This window comes from Hydrogenophaga sp., assembly GCF_019635465.1.
GTDB lineage: Bacteria > Pseudomonadota > Gammaproteobacteria > Burkholderiales > Burkholderiaceae_C > Hydrogenophaga.
Genome location: NZ_JAHBZK010000001.1, coordinates 53,313 through 67,127 on the forward strand (window position 1 = coordinate 53,313; position 13,815 = coordinate 67,127).

The following is a 13,815-nucleotide window of genomic DNA, read 5'->3' on the forward strand; positions in this document are numbered from 1 at the left end:
CAACCCGCGCAGTGGCGGGGTCAGGTGGCGCTAGGGCCTGTTCACACTATTTTTCCAAGTGCGAACGGGCCCTAGATCTCGACCTTTGACCCCAGCTCGATCACCGAGTTGGCCGGCAGGTTCAGGAAGGCCGCTGCGCCGGCGGCGTTGTGGTGCATCGCGGCAAACAGCTTTTCGCGCCACGGCGCCATGCCACTGCCCAGCGTGGGCGTGACCACATCGCGCGACAGGAAGTAGCTGGTGGTCATCGGCTCGATCTCGCAGCCGCGCAGGCGCAGGGGTTCCAGCGCAGCGGGCACATCGGGATCGTTCTTGAAGCCGTAGTGAATGGTCACGGCCCAGCAGTCGTGGCCCAGCGACTCGACCTGCAGCCGGTCGTTGAGGCCGATCCAGGGCACCTCGTGCGAGCGCACAGTGACGAACAGGTTCTGCTCGTGCAGCACCTTGTTGTGCTTGAGGTTGTGCAGCAAGGCGTTGGGCACCACGTCGGCCTCGGCGGTCAGGAACACCGCCACACCGGCCACCCGCACGGGCGGCTCGACGAACACGGCGTCCAGAAAACCCCGCAGCTCCAGCGCGTCGGCGTGCTGCGCCTCGGACATCAGGCCGCGACCCCGCTTCCAGGTGATCATGAGCATGAACACGGCACCGCCAATGGCCAGCGGGAACCAGCCGCCCTCGAACAGCTTGAGCATGTTCGAGCTGAAGAAGGCCAGGTCGACCACGAAGAACAGGCCGGTGGCGCCGATGCACAGCCACAGCGGGTACTTCCAGCCAAAGCGGATGACGAAGAAGGTCAGCGTGGTGGTGATGAGCATGTCCAGCGTGACGGCGATGCCGTACGCCGAGGCCAGGTTGCTCGACGACTTGAACATCACCACCGCCAGCACGATGGCGGTGAACAGGGCCCAGTTCACGAACGGGATGTAGATCTGGCCGGTGTCACGCACGCTGGTGTGGCGCAGGTTCAGGCGCGGCAGGTAGCCCAGCTGGATGGCCTGCTTGGTGACGCTGAACGCGCCCGAGATCAGCGCCTGCGACGCGATCACCGTGGCCATGGTGGCCAGCGCCACCAGCGGCACCAACGCCCAGGTGGGCGCCATGCGAAAGAACGGGTTGCTCACCGCAGTAGGGTCGGCCAGCAGCAAGGCGCCTTGACCGAAGTAATTCAGCGTGAGGCAGGGCATGACGACCGAGAACCAGGCCAGGCGGATCGGCTTCTTGCCGAAATGGCCCATGTCGGCGTACAGCGCCTCGGCGCCGGTCACGCACAGCACCACCGCGCCCAGGATGATGAAAGTGGTGCCCGGTTGCTGCCACATGAAACGCAGCGCATGGTGCGGGCTGAGCGCCGCCAGGATTTCGGGGTGGGTCACGATGTGCGAGACGCCCAGCACCGCCACCGAGACAAACCACACCAGCGTGATGGGCCCGAAGAAGCGACCGATGCCACCGGTGCCGCGCTTTTGCACGGCGAACAGCACCAGCAGCACCACCAGCGTCAGCGGGATCACGTACCTGTGCAGCGCGGGCGAGATCACCGTCAGACCCTCGACCGCCGACAGCACCGAAATGGCCGGTGTGATGACGCCGTCGCCATAGAACAGCGAGGTGCCGAAGATGCCGATCACCATGAGCGCGCGCCGCACCCGGGGCTTGTCGTTGACCGCATTGGCCGCCAGCGCCAGCATGGCGATCAGCCCGCCCTCGCCCGCGTTGTCGGCGCGCAGCACCAGCACCACGTACTTGAGCGAGACGATGGTCGTCAGCGTCCAGAAGATGATCGACAGGACGCCATAGACGTTGGCGTGCGTGAAGGGAACGTGGCCGGATCCAAAGATCTCTTTGACGGCGTACAGCACGCTGGTGCCGATGTCGCCGTAGACCACACCGATGGCGCCCAGCGTGAGGGCGGCCAGCGAAGAGGGAGCTCGGGAGTTCAAAACCGATGCCCCGCCATCCGATTCAGATCGACCCGGCGCAGGGCGTGTATTCAGGAACGCGCGATTCTGCGCCGGGGCGTCGCGACGCACCACCGGGCAAGGTCTCTAGGCCGTGCATTGCCCTCGGGAATCGTGAATTTTGTTGCGCCGCAGCAACCACAACCCCGCGTCAATCGAGGTTTTCGGCTTCGGGGTCGGTCGCTTCGAGCTCGTAGCTGGCCGCGAGCATGGCCAGTCGGCCGATGACGCCGTACATGTAGAAGCGGTTGGGCACGCTGGCCCCCGGTTTGGCGCCGGGCTGGGGCAGTTGCGCGCTCTGCTCGAACGCCAGCGGCACGAAGCTGGAGCCCGGTGCGTTGAGGTTCTCGTCGACGCTGCGGTCGGCGTGCACGCGGTAGAAGCCGCCCACCACATAGCGGTCCATCATGTAGACCACCGGCTCGGCCACGGCGCTGTTGATGCGCTCGTTGGTGAGCACGCCCTCCTGGATGATCACCTCCGACACCGCCTGCCCTGCCTGCACCGTCGCCATGTGGGCCTTGGCCTTGGGTGTGAGTTTGTCCAGGTCCTTGACGTCGCGCACGGTCATGATGCCCATGCCGCCCGTGCCGTTGTCGGCCTTGATGACCACGAACGGCTTTTCGTTGATGCCGTATTCCTTGTACTTGCGCCGCACTTTGGTCAGCAGCGCGTCGGTGTTGCTGCGCAGGCATTCCATGCCTTCGTCGGCGTTGAAGTCGACATGGCCGCACTGGCTGAACATGGGGTTGATCAGCCACGGGTCCATGCCCAGCAGCTTGCCGAAGCGTTTGGACACCTCCTCGTAGGCCTTGAAGTGCGTGCTCTTGCGCCGCGTGGGCCAGCCGGCGTGCAGCGGCGGCAGCAGGTACTGCTCGTGCAGGTCTTCGAGAATGCCCGGCACACCGGCCGAGAGGTCGTTGTTGAGCAGGATGGTGCAGGGGTCGAAGTTCTTGAGACCGAGCCGGCGGCGGCTGCGCTGCAGCGGCTCCAGCACCACGTGGCTGCCATCGGGCAGGTCGATGGTGGTGGGCTCGGTCACCTCGTTGGACAGCGAGCCCAGACGCACGTTGAGACCGGCCATGTAGAAGATCTTCTGCAGCGTGGCCAGGTTGCTCAGGTAGAACGTGTCGCGCACGTTCTCGGGCACCAGCAGCAGGTTCTTGGCCTCGGGGCAGATCTTCTCGATCGCCGCCATGGCCGCCTGCACCGCCAGCGGCATCATCTCGGGCGTAAGGTGGTTCCAGCCGCCGGGGTAGAGGTTGGTGTCCACCGGCGCCAGCTTGAAGCCGGCGTTGCGCACATCCACCGAGCTGTAGAACGGCGGCGTGTGCTCCATCCACTCCAGGCGGAACCAGCGCTCGATCACCGGCGTGGATTCGAGGATGCGCTGCTCGAGCTCGTTGATCGGGCCGGTCAGGGCGGTGACGAGGTGGGGGACCATGGCGAAGCGGTGGCGGTGTCGCGGAGGACGGCCAGTGTAATTGGGGCGGATGTCAGCGGTTGCAAGCCCCCATCCGGCAGATCAATCGGCGCTGCGGGCAACCCGGGTTGACAGCGCCGCGCCCAACCGGGCGAAGGCACGCCGATACGCGCCTCGGCGGCGTTCGCCAACCTGCGCCACCGCCAGCGTCAGCAGCAGCGTGCCGGCCAGCACGCCCGCATTGCCCAGCCAGCCGGCCCGGTGCACACCCAGGGCCTGCGCAAAGACCAGCGCCGGGAAATGCATCAGGTAGAAGCTGAAGCTGTGGTCCGCCAGCCAGCGGATGACCCGCGTCAGCCCCTCAGGCCAGGTCCAGCGCAGGTGGGCGCAGCCGGTGAGCACCATGGCGAACAGCAGCGCCACCGCGTAGTCCGGGAACACGTGCACCGTGGAGCCGCCATCGAACGGCCACCCGCTGGCCTCACTGACCCAGGCATAGGCTGCGCGCGAGAGTCCATCCAACGCGTTGCGCCATCCGGTCACCAGCAGCAGCGCGTAGCCGCCCGCGCCCGCCAGCACCCACCCCGCTGCGGCAACGGGGCCGATCCGCCAGGTGGTCACCCGACGGCTGAGCAGCACCCCCAGCCACCACAGCGGCAGCAACATGAGCATCCAGGGCCCCATGGCCACCAGCAGCACGGCCACGCCCAGCCAGCGCCAGGCGCCACGGGCAAACATGCACACGCCAAAGAGCAGGTAGTACCAGACCTCGTAGGCCAGCGACCAGTAGGGCAGCACGGTGAAAGGCTGGGTCACACCGAGCCAGCCCTCGCCCAGGAACAGCCAGTGCCGTACGAACTGGCGCCATGCCCCGTCGTATTTCCAGAGGTAGTCCGCGTAGGGCGCCGCCGACAGCTGCTGGCCCAGCAGGTCCAGCGCGAGGGCCACCACCAGGGCGGGCAGCGCAACCGAGTAAACGCGCGACAGACGCGCCAGGGCGTAGTCGCCCGCGCTGGCGTGGCGATCACGGGTGGTGGCAGCAATCACGAAGCCGGACAACACGAAGAAGGCAATCACCGCGTCGTCGGCCGACCGCCACCAGGTCAGCGACAGCGCCGATGGCGTCACCTCCAGCAGCACGGCGTGCCCCACGTACACCATGAAAGCAGCGATCACGCGCGCCAGGTCGAGCCAGGTCGACAGACCCGGCGCAATTGCGGCCGTGCGCGGGGCCACAGCGACTCCCGCGCGTGCGTCTGCGCGATGGGCGTCGTTCATCCGAGCGCCTCCGTCGTCTGACCCCGGCACACGGCCGCCAGCTTGTGCCCGTCCGGGTCGCGCACATAGGCGGCGTAAAAGTCGGGGTTGTATTGCAGGCGCAGCCCAGGCTCGCCCTCGCTGCTTCCGCCATGGGTCAGGGCCGCGGCGTGGAAGTCGCGCACCTGCTGCCAGCTGCCGGCCTTGAATGCCACCATGCTGCCGTTGGCGACGCCAGCGGGCTGACCATCGAACGGCTGGCACAACCACAGCGCCACCTCGACGCGGCCTTCATCTCGGTACGCGCCCCAGCCGATCCAGCCCTCGTCTTCTTCGCCCGGCGTGTGGCAGCGCTGGTGACCCAGCGCGCCCATCACCGCATCGTAGAAGCGCGCCGCGCGAGCAAGATCGTGGGTGCCGAGCGTGACGTAGGTGAACACCCGCTGCTCCGCCGTCAGTGCGCGCCCTTGAGGGCCGTCACCTCGATCTCGATGCGCATGCGCGGGTCGGCCAGGCCGGCAGAGATCATCATCGCGGCGGGACGCACCTCGCCAAAGTAGCGCTTGAGCACCGGCCAGGTCTTGGGGAATTCGCCGCCGTCGGGCAGCACGTAGGTCACCCGCACCACGTCGCGCAGGCTGGCCCCGGCCTGCGCCAGCGCGGCGGTAATGTTGCGAAAGCACTGGTCGGTCTGCGTTTCGATGTCGGGCGCGATGCTCATGTCGCTGTAATCGAAGCCGGTGGTGCCCGAGACGAACACCCAGTCGCCCTGCACCACGGCGCGCGAGTAGCCCATCTCTGCCTCGAAGGTCGAACCCGAGCTGATCAAGGTGCGCGCCATCTCAAACCCCCAGGTACAGCAACACCAGGCCCAGCAAGGCCGGCACCGTCTGGATGAACAGGATGCGCCGGTTGGCGGTGGCGGCGCCGTACAGGCCGGCCACCAGCACGCACAGCAGGAAGAACACCTTGAAGGCGCCACCGGCGGCGTCGCCCTGGATCAGCCCCCAGAACAGGCCCGCGGCCAGGAAGCCGTTGTACAGGCCCTGATTGGCCGCAAGCACCTTGGTCTGCGCCGCCTGCTCGGGTGTGAGATTGAAGGCCTTCATGCCCTTGGGCGTGTCCCACAGGAACATCTCGAGCACCAGGATGTAGACGTGCAGCAAGGCGATCAGCAGCACAACGAGGTTGGCAAAGGACAGGGTCACGAGAGTCTCCATCGGGCAAGGAGCCCGATCATCACATCACCGACTGCCCCAGCGCCAGCCCGACGCCAAGCAGCCCCACAGCCGCCGCGCCGAGCGCGGTGCGCACGTGGTTCCAGCGCAGCCAGTCGCGCACATAGGCGGGCCAGGCCTCGGCGGCCTCGGCGGGCGAGCGGCGCGCCAGCTGGTTGTTCAAGGGCACGTTGAAGACGATGGTCACGCCCCAGGGCCCGACGAGGTAGACGATGGCGCCGGCCAGCAGCCAAGCCGAATCGGCGCCCACCCCATGCCAGACCGCCAGCAGCGCCAGGGCCAGGCACAGCAGCGCAGTGCCCAGAAAGGGCAGCATGAAGAGCGGGCGGATGATCAGCACGTTGATGCGCTGCATGACCGCCATGCCGGCGGCCGGCGGCAGCTCCTGCAGGGCGCGCATCACCACCAACGAGAACGCAAACAGCAGGCCCGTGACCAGGCCCGCGCCCACCAGGGTGAGCACCACAACGGCATCGAGCAGCGACAACATGGGCCGATCATGCCGCGAGGAGCGGCATGGGCCAGTTACTCAGGTGACGTGCGCGAGTGCCGCGCGAACCCGTTGCTGCAGAACGGGCACCAGATCGGCCTCGAACCAGGGATGGCGTGCCAGCCAGCGGTTGTTGGTGGGGCTGGGATGGGGCAACACCAGGGTGCTGTCGATGCCGATGGCCTGTTGGCGCACGGCGTCCGTCAGCCGGGTCTCGCCCGGCAGGTGCCAGGCCAGCGCGTAGCGCCCGATGACCAGCGTCAGGCGCAGCTTGGTCAGGCCGCCCAGCAAGGCCTGGCGCCAGCGCGGCGCGCACTCGGGGCGGGGCGGGGCATCGCCCGAACGCGCAGCGCCGGGGTAACAGAAGCCCATGGGCAGGATGGCCACCTGCGCCGGGTCGTAGAAGGTGGGGTCGGACAACCCCAGCCAGCGCCGCAGGCGATCGCCACTGGCGTCGTCGAACGGCACGCCAGTGTCATGAACCCGCCGCCCCGGCGCCTGCGCTGCGATCAGCAGTCGCGCCGAGGGGTGCCACTGCAGCACCGGGCGCGGACCCAGTGGCAAGTGCGCAGCGCACAAGGTGCAGGCCCGCACCTCGGTGAGCAGTTGATGCACGCCAGCCGTCACGGCGCCAGCCGGGCACCCGCGGCCACCAGCAGCTCGCGCAGTACCGAGCGGTGGCAATGCGATTCGTCTTCGCAATAGCAGCCCACCGAAAAATCGCTCTGGTGCGACAAGGCCGCCAGCAGACCGATGCTGTGGCTGGCCTCGGGCCGTGCCATCTCGGCGCGGTAATGCCGCACGAACGCGGCCCAGTCGGCGGGCGTGGCGGCCTGCTGGCCCAGCTTCATGGTCTCCAGGCTCGGCGCCAGATTGGGAAACCACACGTCGTACCAGTTCTGGCGCGCGAATTCGCTTTTGGGCACGCCGCGGGGTGGGCGGCGAACGGTGCCGATGCGCAAGCCTTCGTTGGCGAGTCGGTCGGTGCCCAGACGAACCACGCGAACCACCATGGCCAATCTCCTTGTTGAATCAGGACGACAGCGCGCGCCGCTGCTCGCGGCCGATCACCTGCGGTGCCACCAGCGGCGCCAGCGTGCCCGGCCGAAAGAACGGGCTCTCGCGGTAGCGCCCACTCAGCCGCTCGGGCACCACGTTGCGCAGGATCTTGAACATGGCGCGCGCCAGGGCGAGCGGCGAGCGCGGTACCGGCCCGCGGGCGCCCTGGGTGTTGACCGCCACCACGTCGGCGCCGAAGCTGGCCGCCATCGCTGCGTCATCACCGGGCAGGCAGCGGCGCAACAAACCGACATAGGGCAGGCGCGGGTCGCGCGGTGTGTTGCCGATGGGTGTGTGGCAGCAGGCGGTGTACCAGCGCAGCAGGCCGCGCTCGCTCAAGGACATGCAGCGCAGCTGATCAAGGCCAGCGGTGAACACCACATATCGCGGGCGCGTGGCCACCACTTCGGTGCCGCCCAGCGCGTCCAGTGTGTCGGCCGGATCACCCAGAAAGCGGGCGAAGGCCTGGCAGTCGCGGCAGTAGCACACGGCGCGGCCCGCGCTGCGCGTGGCCTCCACCCGGCCTTGCACCGCCCCACACGCGCAGCGCAGCGGGTGGTTCATGGCGGTGTCAGCCGCGCACCTCGCCCTCGCCCAGCACCACGTACTTGAGCGAGGTCAGGCCTTCGACGCCCACCGGGCCGCGGGCGTGGAACTTGTCGGTGCTGATGCCGATTTCAGCGCCCAGCCCGTACTCGAAGCCATCGGCGAAACGCGTGCTGGTGTTGACCATCACGCTGGCCGAGTCGACCTCGCGCAGAAAGCGCTGGGCGTGCACGTGGTTGGTGGTGAGGATGGCGTCGGTGTGGTGGCTGCTGTAGCGGTTGATGTGGGCGATGGCTTCGTCCACCCCGTTCACCAGCCGCACGCTGACGATGGGCGCGAGGTATTCCTCGTACCAGTCCTGTTCGCTGGCATCGACCAGCTTCGCACCGGCCACACTGCTCAGCAGCGCCTTGCTCTCGCCGCACACGCGCATCTCGACGCCCTTGGCCGCGAACACGGCACCGATTTTCGGCAGGAAGTCGGCCGCCACACCGCGCGCCACCAGCAGGCTCTCGGTGGCGTTGCAGGGGCTGTACTTCTGGGTCTTGGCGTTGTCGGTCACCTTGACCGCCAGCGCGATGTCGCAGGGGTCGTCCACATAGGTGTGGCAGTTGCCGTCCAGGTGCTTGATGACGGGCACCTTGGCCTCGGCGCTGATGCGTTCGATCAGGCCCTTGCCGCCACGCGGAATGATGACGTCCACGTACTGGGGCATGGCGATGAGCTGGCCCACGGCGGCGCGGTCGGTGGTGGGCACCAGCTGCACCGCGTCGGCGGGCAGGCCGGCGTCGGTGAGGGCGCGCTGCACCAGCGCCGCCAGCGCGCGGTTGGATTCGATGGCCTCGGAGCCGCCGCGCAGGATGGCGGCGTTGCCGCTCTTGATGGCCAGCGACGCGGCCTCGATGGTCACGTTGGGTCGGCTCTCGTAGATCATGCCGAACACGCCGATGGGCACACGCATCTGCCCCACGCGGATGCCGCTGGGCATCTGCTTCATGCCCGAGATCTCGCCAATGATGTCGGCCATGGCGGCCAGCTGCTCGCAGCCCTGGGCGCAGGTCTCGATCACTTTGGGCGTGAGCTTGAGGCGATCCACCATGGGCTCGGCCAGGCCGTTGGTGCGCGCACGCTCAAGGTCTTTGGCGTTCTCCACCTGCAACGGCTGCACCTGCTCGCGCAACAGCGCTGCCAGGCGGCGCAGCGCCTGTTGCTTGGTCGCCGCCGAGGCCTTGGCCATCAGCCGCGACGCCGCCAGGGCCTGCTGCCCCAGGGTGTGCATGAGTTCGGTGGTGTTGGTCGCGTTCATGGGGCGGGATTGTCTCACCGGGGGTGGTTTTGCGCGCTGGCGCGGCCCGGTACCCTGGGTCGCCAGGCGGGCGGATCAGGGCGCCACGCCGAGGTGGCGGCGCATGAACGCCACCACCTTCTGCCGAACCTCGGCCACGGCGCGCGGCCGGTCAAAGCCGGGCGGGTCGCCGATGAGGGCCTTGAGTTCGTCCGAGGGCAGCGGGGGCAAGGGGTCCAGCAGCGCGCCATGCCCACCCTTGGGCAGATCCAGCAGCAGCTCGCAGCGCGGCGCGCAGGCCGCCAGCACGGCATCGCCGTGGTAGCGCGGCACCAGCCAGCGGTCGCGCCCGGCGGTGATGATGCCCAGCGCGGTGCGCGGCTGCGCCAGCGAGGCGGGGTCGAAATCCACCGCGAAGGGCACGCCGGCCACCACCGCGGTGATGCGCTTGTCTTCGTGCTGGTACCAGCTCGTGTCGTCGAGCTTGAAGCGGTTGACGGTTTGCACCACCCACATCTTGATGCCGTCGAAACTGCCGCCGCTCAGCGACGTGGCCGGGCCCGCGCAGGCGTGGTAGTCGGCCTGCAGGTGCTGCAGGCAGTGTTCTTTCAGCCGCGCAGGTGACCAGCGGCCGCCGGCCAGCGTGAGCGCGGTGTGACCGCCCGCCGACATGCCGAACATGCCCACGCGGTTGACGTCGAAACGGCCCCGGAAGCGGGGCTCGGCCTGCAACCGGTCGATGGCGGCCGAGACCTCGGCGGGTCGGCGACGCCAGCTCGGCGGCCCGGGGTCGCTGCTGTCGTTGGCGTTGTCGCGCAGGTGCTCGGGCACGGCGACCACGAACCCCGCCGCCACCAGTGCCCGGGCCAGGCCGGTGTGCACCCAGGGCGAGGCCGGCGAGCCGTGCGAGATCACCACCAGGCGGCCCACGCCCGGTGCCGGCGCGGCGTCCATCGCCGCCTCGAAGCGAAAGCTGCCGCGCTCGATCGTGGCCTCGGTGGCCGCCGCCGGGTAGAACACCACGACCGGGCCGGAGGTCGCATCGGCCGGCAGTTCGGCCATGCCCATCGCGGCCTGTGCGCCGAGCGAGATCGCCCAGGCCGCCAGCGCCACCGTGATTCGCCAAATCCAAGCCATCGCAACCTCCGCAAGACCCTGCTGGGAAGGCCGTCATTGTGGGCCGATGTGTGGGTCGGAAGGGGCTCGCGTGATTTAATGCCTGGTCAATAGTTGCCTAGGCAGTTAAATTAGCACCCATGAAATCCCCCCCCTCTGCGACCCCGGACCGCGCCGGACCGCCGCCCAGTTTCTACCGACCCGATGACTATCGCCCCGAGAACTCGATCGGGCGCCTGGTGCGCAGCCTGCTCGTGCTGATGTCCACCGAGGTCGAGCGCGGCATGGCCCCGCTGGGCCTGACCGACGCCCAGTGGCTGCCGCTGTTCAAGCTGCACCGCGCTCAGGCCTCGACCTCCAGCGAAGTGGCGCGTGAGTGCCGCATCGACGCCGGCGCCACGACCCGCCTGCTCGACCGGCTGGCCGAGAAGGGCTTTGTGCAGCGCAACCGCTCGGCCGAGGACCGCCGCGTCGTGAACCTCGAACTCACCCCCGAAGGCGCCGCCACGGCCGAGCAGATTCCCGCCGTGCTGTGCCAGGTCCAGAACGAACTGCTGCGCGGCTTCACGCAAGACGAGGTCGACACCTTGAAGGCCTTGCTGGAGCGCATGCTGGACAACGGCCAGGCCCTGCAGGACGCAGCGCAGGCCATTCCCCAAGATTTGAAGGAGGGCGCATGAGCCCATCACCCACCCCCCGTCGCGGTCTGCTCGCACCGCTGGCCGCTGCAATGCTGCTCGCCGGCTGCGCCAGCATGCAAGGCGTCGCCCCGTCCACCGCGCAGCTGCGCGATGCCCCCTCGCTCGGCCTGAACGCCGCCGACCCCGCCCAACGCGCTGCCGAGGTGGCGCCGCTGGCCCCGAACTGGTGGCACGCGCTGGGCGATCAACAGCTCGACCGCCTGGTTGAGCAAGCGCTGGCCGGCAACCCCAACCTGCGCATCGCCCAGGCCCGCGTGGCCAAGGCCATGGCCGCGGTGGATGGCGTGGACAGCAGCAGCGGCCCGCAGCTCAATGGCGCCTTCGACGCCACGCACCAGCGCTTCACCGCCAAGGGCATGATCCCCGCCCCGCTGGCCGGCAGCGTGCAGGACACCGCCACGCTGCAGCTCAACGGCTCGTGGGAGATCGATTTCTTCGGCCGCCACCGCGCGGCCCTCGACGCCGCCCTGGGCACCGCGCAAGCCGCGCAGGCCGAGGTCGCGGCAGCGCGCACCCTGTTGTCGACCAACGTGGTGCGCACCTACCTGCAGATTGCACGCCTGAACGAGCAGGCCGCCCTGGCCCGGCGTGCATTGACGCAGCGAGAAGCCATGCTTGACCTGGTGCAGCAGCGCGTGCGCGCCGGTCTCGACGGCAACCTCGAACTGCGCCAGAGCGAAGGCGCCGTGCCCGATGCGCGCCAGCAGATCGAAGCGGTCAACGAGCAGCTGCAGCTGGCGCGCAACGCCATGGCCGCACTGATCGGCCAGCCCGCCAAGGACCCGCTGACGCAAGCCCCGCAACTGGCAACGCTGCAGCCGCTGCGCGCGGCCGAGGCCATCCCCGTCGATCTGCTCGGGCGCCGCGCCGACATTGCCGCCGCGCGCTGGCGCGTCGAGGCCGCGCAGGGCGACGTGGCCAATGCGCGCGCGCAGTTCTATCCCAACATCAACCTCGTGGCCTACGTCGGCCTGTCCAGCATAGGGCTCGACGAGCTGTTCACCAGCGGTGCACGCCAATGGGGCGTGGGCCCGGCGGTGCGCCTGCCGATCTTCGACGGCGGCCGCCTGCGCGCCAACCTGCGCGGCAGGAACGCCGACCTCGACGCCGCCATCGACAGCTACAACGCGGCGGTGATCGAAGCCGTGCACGAGGTGGCCGACCAGCTCACCTCGTCGCGTTCGGTGGCCCTGCAGCGCACGCAACAGCAAGACAGCCTGCGCTCGGCCGAAGCCGCCTACGACATCGCCGAGCAGCGCTACCGCGCCGGCCTGTCCAGCCACCTGCAATTGCTGTCGGCCGAATCGGCCGTGCTCGCGCAGCGTCGCCTCGACGTGGACCTGCGCACCCGCGCCCTGCTGACCCAGGTCAACCTGGCGCAGGCCCTGGGCGGCGGCTGGCAGCCAGAAGCGAAGGTCGCGCTGAGCAGCCCGAACACCCACGCGCCCAGCGCACGCCCCTGAACCGCGCCCCTGTATCGAATACCCCGAAAGACGCACCATGAGCTCCACCGAACAAGCCACCCCCAACGCCCCCGCCGGCAACCCCCGCCGCAAAAAGGCCCTGCTCACCATCGCCAGCGTGGTGGTGATCGGCGCTGTCGCCGCGGGCGCCTACGAATGGTTCGTTGCCAGCCACTACGAAAGCACCGACAACGCCTACGTGCAGGGCAACATCGTGCAGATCACGCCGCAGATCGGCGGCACGGTGCAGGCCATCCTGGCCGACGAGACCGACTTCGTGAAAGCCGGCCAGCCGCTGGTCAGGCTCGACCCGGCCGACGCGCAGCTCGCGCTCGAGCAGGCCAAGGCCCAGCTCGCGCAGACCGTGCGCCAGGTGCGCAAGCTCTACGCCGACAACGGCACCTTCAACGCCCAGATCGCCGCCCGCCAGGCCGACGTGACCAAGGCCCGCAACGAAGTGGCCCGCACCAGCGACGACCTGGCGCGCCGCCAGTCCCTCTCGGGCGGCGCCGTGTCCAAAGAGGAGCTGCAGCACGCCGAGGCACAGGCCACCGCCGCGCGCAGTGTGCTGAGCGCCGCGGACGCGGCACTGGCCGCCGCCCGCGAGCAGGCCGCCAGCAACCGCGCCATGACCGAAGGCACCTCGGTGGAAGACCACCCGCTGGTGCTGACCGCCGCCGCCAAGGTGCGCGAGGCCTGGCTGGCCACCCAGCGCCTGACGCTGCCCGCCCCCGTCGACGGCCACGTGGCCAAGCGCACGGTGCAGCTGGGCCAGCGCGTGGCCGCGGGCACGCCGCTGATGGCCATCGTGCCGCTGCAACAGGTGTGGGTGGACGCAAACTTCAAGGAAGTCCAGTTGCGCAACATCCGTCTGGGCCAGCCCGCCGAACTCACGGCCGACGCCTACGGCAAGAAAGTGCGCTACACCGGCCAGGTGGTGGGCATGGGCGTGGGCACGGGCGCGTCATTTGCGTTGCTGCCGGCGCAAAACGCCACCGGCAACTGGATCAAGGTGGTGCAACGCGTGCCCGTGCGCATCGCGCTCGACCCCGGCCAGCTGGAAGCGCACCCGCTGCGCGTGGGCCTGTCGATGGAAGCCATCGTCGACGTGAGCCACCAGGACGGCAAGTCGCTTGCCGACGCACCCGCCTCGGTAGCCGCCAGCACCGACGCCTTCGACACCGCGGGCTCGGACGCCGAGGCCGTCGTCGATCGCATCATCGAAGCCAACCTGGGCCGCCCGGTGCTGGCCCACGTCGCCCGCAAGCCCAACTGA

At 69.0% G+C, this 13,815-nt stretch carries 15 protein-coding genes; 3 read left to right on the forward strand and 12 right to left on the reverse strand.

The genetic code is table 11. The features are described 5' to 3' along the window. Positions 1-71 precede the first annotated feature (71 nt). The 12 genes from KF871_RS00330 to KF871_RS00385 all read right to left on the reverse strand — a co-directional run bounded on the left by KF871_RS00330 (position 72) and on the right by KF871_RS00385 (position 10,396). Complete coding sequence (locus KF871_RS00330; RefSeq protein WP_291136599.1) at positions 72-1,943, reverse strand: potassium transporter Kup; 1,872 nt, start codon at positions 1,941-1,943, stop codon at positions 72-74. A gap of 169 nt (positions 1,944-2,112) precedes the next feature. Next, entirely contained in the window at positions 2,113-3,405 is a 1,293-nt protein-coding gene (gene gshA, locus KF871_RS00335; RefSeq protein WP_291136602.1) for a glutamate--cysteine ligase, read from the reverse strand. 81 nt (positions 3,406-3,486) lie between these two features. Beyond that, positions 3,487-4,662 (reverse strand): acyltransferase, encoded by a 1,176-nt coding sequence (locus tag KF871_RS00340; protein WP_291136605.1) that lies wholly within the window; start codon positions 4,660-4,662, stop codon positions 3,487-3,489. Further along, positions 4,659-5,081 carry a VOC family protein gene (locus KF871_RS00345; RefSeq protein ID WP_291136608.1) on the reverse strand — a complete coding sequence of 141 codons (423 nt, stop codon included), beginning with the start codon at positions 5,079-5,081 and terminating at the stop codon, positions 4,659-4,661. The genes KF871_RS00340 and KF871_RS00345 overlap by 4 nt, the downstream gene beginning before the upstream one ends. 14 nt (positions 5,082-5,095) lie before the next feature. Next, positions 5,096-5,482: a RidA family protein gene (locus tag KF871_RS00350; protein WP_291136611.1), complete on the reverse strand. Its 387-nt coding sequence runs from the start codon at positions 5,480-5,482 to the stop codon at positions 5,096-5,098. A 1-nt stretch (position 5,483) separates the two neighbouring features. Beyond that, on the reverse strand, positions 5,484-5,843 hold the full coding sequence (locus KF871_RS00355; protein WP_291137376.1) for a DUF1304 domain-containing protein: 360 nt from the start codon (positions 5,841-5,843) through the stop codon (positions 5,484-5,486). A 37-nt stretch (positions 5,844-5,880) separates the two neighbouring features. Beyond that, positions 5,881-6,369, reverse strand: a complete 489-nt coding sequence (locus tag KF871_RS00360; protein WP_291136614.1) for an anthrone oxygenase family protein — start codon at positions 6,367-6,369, stop codon at positions 5,881-5,883. Between the two features lie 39 nt (positions 6,370-6,408). Further along, entirely contained in the window at positions 6,409-6,984 is a 576-nt protein-coding gene (locus KF871_RS00365) for a uracil-DNA glycosylase family protein (protein WP_291136617.1), read from the reverse strand. An 8-nt stretch (positions 6,985-6,992) separates the two neighbouring features. After that, on the reverse strand, positions 6,993-7,382 hold the full coding sequence (locus tag KF871_RS00370) for a DUF488 domain-containing protein (protein ID WP_291136621.1): 390 nt from the start codon (positions 7,380-7,382) through the stop codon (positions 6,993-6,995). A gap of 19 nt (positions 7,383-7,401) precedes the next feature. Beyond that, positions 7,402-7,992: a DUF6151 family protein gene (locus tag KF871_RS00375; protein ID WP_291136624.1), complete on the reverse strand. Its 591-nt coding sequence runs from the start codon at positions 7,990-7,992 to the stop codon at positions 7,402-7,404. 7 nt (positions 7,993-7,999) lie between these two features. Then, the gene (locus tag KF871_RS00380) at positions 8,000-9,280 is read right to left on the reverse strand and encodes a glutamate-5-semialdehyde dehydrogenase (protein WP_291136627.1); all 1,281 of its coding nucleotides are present in this window, start codon (positions 9,278-9,280) and stop codon (positions 8,000-8,002) included. Between the two features lie 75 nt (positions 9,281-9,355). Further along, positions 9,356-10,396 carry a dienelactone hydrolase gene (locus tag KF871_RS00385; protein ID WP_291136630.1) on the reverse strand — a complete coding sequence of 347 codons (1,041 nt, stop codon included), beginning with the start codon at positions 10,394-10,396 and terminating at the stop codon, positions 9,356-9,358. A gap of 119 nt (positions 10,397-10,515) precedes the next feature. Between KF871_RS00385 and KF871_RS00390 the strand changes: the two genes are divergently transcribed. From KF871_RS00390 to KF871_RS00400, 3 genes are read left to right on the forward strand one after another with little or no spacing between them, the layout of a single operon-like run. Beyond that, the gene (locus KF871_RS00390) at positions 10,516-11,055 is read left to right on the forward strand and encodes a MarR family winged helix-turn-helix transcriptional regulator (RefSeq protein ID WP_291136633.1); all 540 of its coding nucleotides are present in this window, start codon (positions 10,516-10,518) and stop codon (positions 11,053-11,055) included. After that, positions 11,052-12,539, forward strand: a complete 1,488-nt coding sequence (locus tag KF871_RS00395; RefSeq protein ID WP_291136636.1) for an efflux transporter outer membrane subunit — start codon at positions 11,052-11,054, stop codon at positions 12,537-12,539. Before KF871_RS00390 ends, KF871_RS00395 begins: the two co-directional genes overlap by 4 nt. A gap of 37 nt (positions 12,540-12,576) precedes the next feature. Next, positions 12,577-13,815, forward strand: a complete 1,239-nt coding sequence (locus KF871_RS00400) for an efflux RND transporter periplasmic adaptor subunit (protein WP_291136639.1) — start codon at positions 12,577-12,579, stop codon at positions 13,813-13,815.

Bases quoted from the DNA above. Each gene is read 5' to 3' on its own strand.
- gshA (WP_291136602.1), bottom strand. From the start codon at position 3,405: ATGGTCCCCCACCTCGTCACCGCCCTGACCGGCCCGATCAACGAGCTC.
- KF871_RS00340 (WP_291136605.1), bottom strand. From the start codon at position 4,662: ATGAACGACGCCCATCGCGCAGACGCACGCGCGGGAGTCGCTGTGGCC.
- KF871_RS00350 (WP_291136611.1), bottom strand. From the start codon at position 5,482: ATGGCGCGCACCTTGATCAGCTCGGGTTCGACCTTCGAGGCAGAGATG.
- KF871_RS00360 (WP_291136614.1), bottom strand. From the start codon at position 6,369: ATGTTGTCGCTGCTCGATGCCGTTGTGGTGCTCACCCTGGTGGGCGCG.
- KF871_RS00370 (WP_291136621.1), bottom strand. From the start codon at position 7,382: ATGGTGGTTCGCGTGGTTCGTCTGGGCACCGACCGACTCGCCAACGAA.
- KF871_RS00375 (WP_291136624.1), bottom strand. From the start codon at position 7,992: ATGAACCACCCGCTGCGCTGCGCGTGTGGGGCGGTGCAAGGCCGGGTG.
- KF871_RS00380 (WP_291136627.1), bottom strand. From the start codon at position 9,280: ATGAACGCGACCAACACCACCGAACTCATGCACACCCTGGGGCAGCAG.
- KF871_RS00385 (WP_291136630.1), bottom strand. From the start codon at position 10,396: ATGGCTTGGATTTGGCGAATCACGGTGGCGCTGGCGGCCTGGGCGATC.
- KF871_RS00390 (WP_291136633.1), top strand. From the start codon at position 10,516: ATGAAATCCCCCCCCTCTGCGACCCCGGACCGCGCCGGACCGCCGCCC.
- KF871_RS00395 (WP_291136636.1), top strand. From the start codon at position 11,052: ATGAGCCCATCACCCACCCCCCGTCGCGGTCTGCTCGCACCGCTGGCC.
- KF871_RS00400 (WP_291136639.1), top strand. From the start codon at position 12,577: ATGAGCTCCACCGAACAAGCCACCCCCAACGCCCCCGCCGGCAACCCC.